Source organism: Desulfosarcina sp. (genome assembly GCF_041551955.1).
Lineage (GTDB): Bacteria > Desulfobacterota > Desulfobacteria > Desulfobacterales > Desulfosarcinaceae > Desulfosarcina.
Genome location: NZ_JBFELV010000495.1, coordinates 1 through 3,513 on the forward strand (window position 1 = coordinate 1; position 3,513 = coordinate 3,513).

The window sequence follows — 3,513 nt, forward strand, 5'->3', positions numbered from 1 at the left end:
TCGGGGATTGTCCTGTCCGGTGGCACGGCATTGCTGGAGGGCACCACCGACATCGCCGAAGCCATCTTCGGCGTCCCCACGCGTCTGGGTCGGCCGCGTGGGATCGGCGGCCTCACCGACGTGGTCAACAATCCCATGTATGCCACCGGTGTCGGGCTGGTCATCTACGGCGCCAGAAAGGAGCCGGAGAAAAAATTTCGGATCCGGGACAGGAATATCTTCAACAGCCTCATATCCCGGATGAAAAAGTGGTTCAAGGACGTCATTTAAGAATATAAACCAAGGCGTACAGGCAAGCGCCAAAATGGGCAACTCAAACAAAGGGGGAAATTATGACTGGTATGTTTACGTACATGGAGAGTGACCGATCGGCAAAAATTAAAGTGATTGGCGTTGGCGGTGCTGGCGGCAATGCGATCAACAACATGATCGCGAGCAATCTGCAGGGCGTCAGGTTCATTTCCGCCAACACGGATGCCCAGGCCCTGGATGTCTCCCAGGCGGAGATGCGCTTCCAGCTGGGAACCAAGATTACAGAAGGCCTGGGTGCCGGCGCCAACCCCCAGGTGGGGCGCGAGGCGGCCCTGGAAAATGCGGAAATGATCAAGGATGCCTTGGCCGATTCCCACATGGTGTTTATCACCGCGGGTTTCGGCGGCGGCACCGGAACGGGTGCTGCACCGGTAATCGCGAGGCTGTGTAAGGAAATGGGCATCCTTACCGTGGCCGTGGTGACCCGGCCATTCTCCTTCGAGGGCAGAAAACGGGCCAAACAGGCAGACGAAGGCATTCTCGAATTGAAAAAAGCGGCCGATACGGTGATCACCATTCCCAACGATCGGCTGCGCGGTCTGGCTTCGAAGAACGCCAAGATGGTGGATATGTTTAAAAAGGCGGACGAAATCCTGCTCCATTCCGTCAAGGGCATCACCGACCTGATCATGATGCCCGGCCTGGTCAACCTGGATTTCGCCGACGTGAAGACCACCATGTCGCGTGCCGGTATGGCCATTATGGGCATCGGCATTTCCAGCGGCGAAAACCGGGCTCTGGAAGCGGCTGAACGGGCCATCTCCCATCCGCTATTGGATGACATCAACATCTCCGGCGCCAAGGGCGTGCTGATGAACATCACCTCCAACAGCGACCTCACCATGGAGGAGATGACCGAAGCCTCCGAACGCATCTACAATGAGGTGGGTGAAGAGGCGGAGATCATCTGGGGTGCGGTGATTGACGACAGCGTGGGTGACGAGATGAGCGTTACGGTCATCGCCACCGGTATCGGCGAGAAAGGCAAGGAGAAAGAGACCGGCGCCAGAGCGCTGGACCCTACCTACGGCGGTAAGGTGCGTGACATCACTCCGGCGGACCTGGCACGGTCCACGGAACTGGATGAACCCACCTTCATCCGCCGACGGCAGGCCGTCAATGCAGGGACGGCAGGGCCTGCAGGAGCGGCCAGTGAGCTCTACCGGGAGTACAAAGGGATTGTCATCGACAACGACGATCTGGACGTTCCCACGTTTTTAAGAAGAAAGGCGGACTAATCCCGTCTCCGAAGGAACCGGATCAACGCGGACCAGCAGCGAAAACGTTGAAGCGGAGGACCGAAGATGCAGCCCAAACGATGCAGCGACCAGCTGACCGGTGGACGCAGGATGGGTGGTGATCGGCGGGAATATTCATATGCCTGCTGCCTTCCCGAAAGACGCAGCGGCTTGGATCGCCGCAGCGGGAGAGACCGCCGCCAGCAAAGCCGAATTTCCTCGATGATGGTGAATGACGATGAGACCGCCACCACCGCGCCGCGTCAATTATTAGCCGCAATGGTCTGAACGGCGTGCGGACAAAGGTCTGCAGAAAACCATGGTACCAGGATCTCCACATCACCCCAGCGGGCGTGAGGCGGCTGAGCGCGGCGTCATCCGGAAGCCGGTCGACGGGCGAATTCGCGTGGCCCTGGTCTATCCCAATCTTTACCATGTGGGAATGTCCAACCTGGGGTTCCAGACCGTGTACCGGCTCTTCAACGACATTGACCATGTGGTTTGTGAGCGTGCTTTTTTACCGGAACAGGATGGCGGTAAAATCCGCCGGGTGTTGACGGTCGAGTCCCAGAAGCCCATCGAAGACTTCGACATGATTGCCTTTTCGATCTCTTATGAGAACGATGCACCCGGTGTTCTTACCATCCTGGAAGCAGCAGGACTCCCCCTGCCGGCCGCCCAGCGAGGCGCGACCTTCCCCCTTGTGCTGGCAGGGGGAGTCTTCTGTTTTCTCAACCCTGAACCATTGGCCCCCTTTGTCGACGCCTTCCTGTTGGGAGAGGCCGAGGCCCTGGTATCCGGATTTTTTCAAATCTACGATCCATCGGCCGATAAGCAGGAAAATCTGCTGGCCATGGCCCGCCGGGTTCCCGGCCTGTATGTTCCGGCTTTCTACCGACCCCGTTACGATGAGGACGGCACCCTGGCCGAGATTGAACGGCTGGCGGATGTGCCGGTTTCCGTGGGTCGATTAATCGTTCCGGATCTTTCGGGCCTGCCCACAGCCAGCACCATTTTAACCCCGGACACCACATTTGACGACACCTATCTGATCGAGGTCTCCCGCGGTTGTCCCCATGGGTGCCGCTTCTGCAGTGCCGGATATGTGTACCGGCCGCCCCGGTTCCGCCCTTTGGGCTTGCTCGACAGTCAGGTGGACGACGGGTGCGCGCTGACCGACCGTATCGGCCTGGTGGGTGCCGCCGTGTCCGATTTGCCGGATATTGGTGAATTGTGTGACAAGGATCGGGGGCGTGAGATCCGCTTTTCATTCAGCAGCCTGCGTGCCGACGCCCTGGACGGACCGCTGATCGCGGCGATGAAAAAAAGCCGGGTGAAGACCGCCACCATCGCCCCGGATGCCGGCTCCGAACGCATGCGCCGGGTAATCAACAAGGGGATCACCGAAGACCACGTGGTGGCTGCCGCCGAAACCCTGGTGGCCGCCGGCATCCCCAACCTGAAGGTCTATTTCATGATCGGCCTGCCCACGGAAACCGAAGACGATGTGGCGGCCATCGTGGACCTGGTCAAGCAGATCAAACACCGCTTTTTGAAAACCAGCCGGGGCAAGGGGCGCATCGGCGACATCACCGTCAGCCTCAGTTCCTTCGTCCCCAAGCCGTTCACGCCCTTTCAGTGGGCGGCCATGGACGAGGTCAAGACGCTCAAGACCAAGATCAAGATGGTCAAGACGGGATTGAAAAAAACCGCCAACGTGCGGGTTCACGCCGACGTGCCCCGGTGGGCCTACCTGCAGGGCGTGATCGCCCGCGGGGATCGTCGGGTGGGGGGCATCCTGCTGCTGGCCCACGCGAACGAGGGCAACTGGCCGCAGACCTTCAAGGCATCGCCGGTGAATCCCCACTTTTACGTTCAGCGTGAGCGTGATGCAAAAGAGCGTTTCCCCTGGGATTTCATCGACCACGGCCTCGACAAAGCCTACCTGTGGAAAGAGTACCAA

At 59.4% G+C, this 3,513-nt stretch carries 3 protein-coding genes and 1 pseudogene; all 4 read left to right on the forward strand.

What is annotated here, in order from left to right:
- Window positions 1-270 (forward strand): annotated as a pseudogene (locus ABYV26_RS23055) (cell division protein FtsA); the annotation flags it as partial.
- Between the two features lie 71 nt (window positions 271-341).
- The gene (gene ftsZ / locus ABYV26_RS23060; protein WP_372683704.1) at window positions 342-1,550 is read left to right on the forward strand and encodes a cell division protein FtsZ; all 1,209 of its coding nucleotides are present in this window, start codon (window positions 342-344) and stop codon (window positions 1,548-1,550) included.
- 66 nt (window positions 1,551-1,616) lie between these two features.
- Entirely contained in the window at window positions 1,617-1,838 is a 222-nt protein-coding gene (locus ABYV26_RS23065; protein ID WP_372683702.1) for a hypothetical protein, read from the forward strand.
- A 31-nt stretch (window positions 1,839-1,869) separates the two neighbouring features.
- A partial coding sequence (locus ABYV26_RS23070) for a radical SAM protein (RefSeq protein ID WP_372683703.1) occupies window positions 1,870-3,513 on the forward strand: 1,644 nt, incomplete at its 3' end.

Excerpts from the sequence above, each read along its gene's own strand:
- ftsZ (WP_372683704.1), top strand. The coding sequence starts at position 342 with ATGTTTACGTACATGGAGAGTGACCGATCGGCAAAAATTAAAGTGATT.
- ABYV26_RS23065 (WP_372683702.1), top strand. The coding sequence starts at position 1,617 with ATGCAGCCCAAACGATGCAGCGACCAGCTGACCGGTGGACGCAGGATG.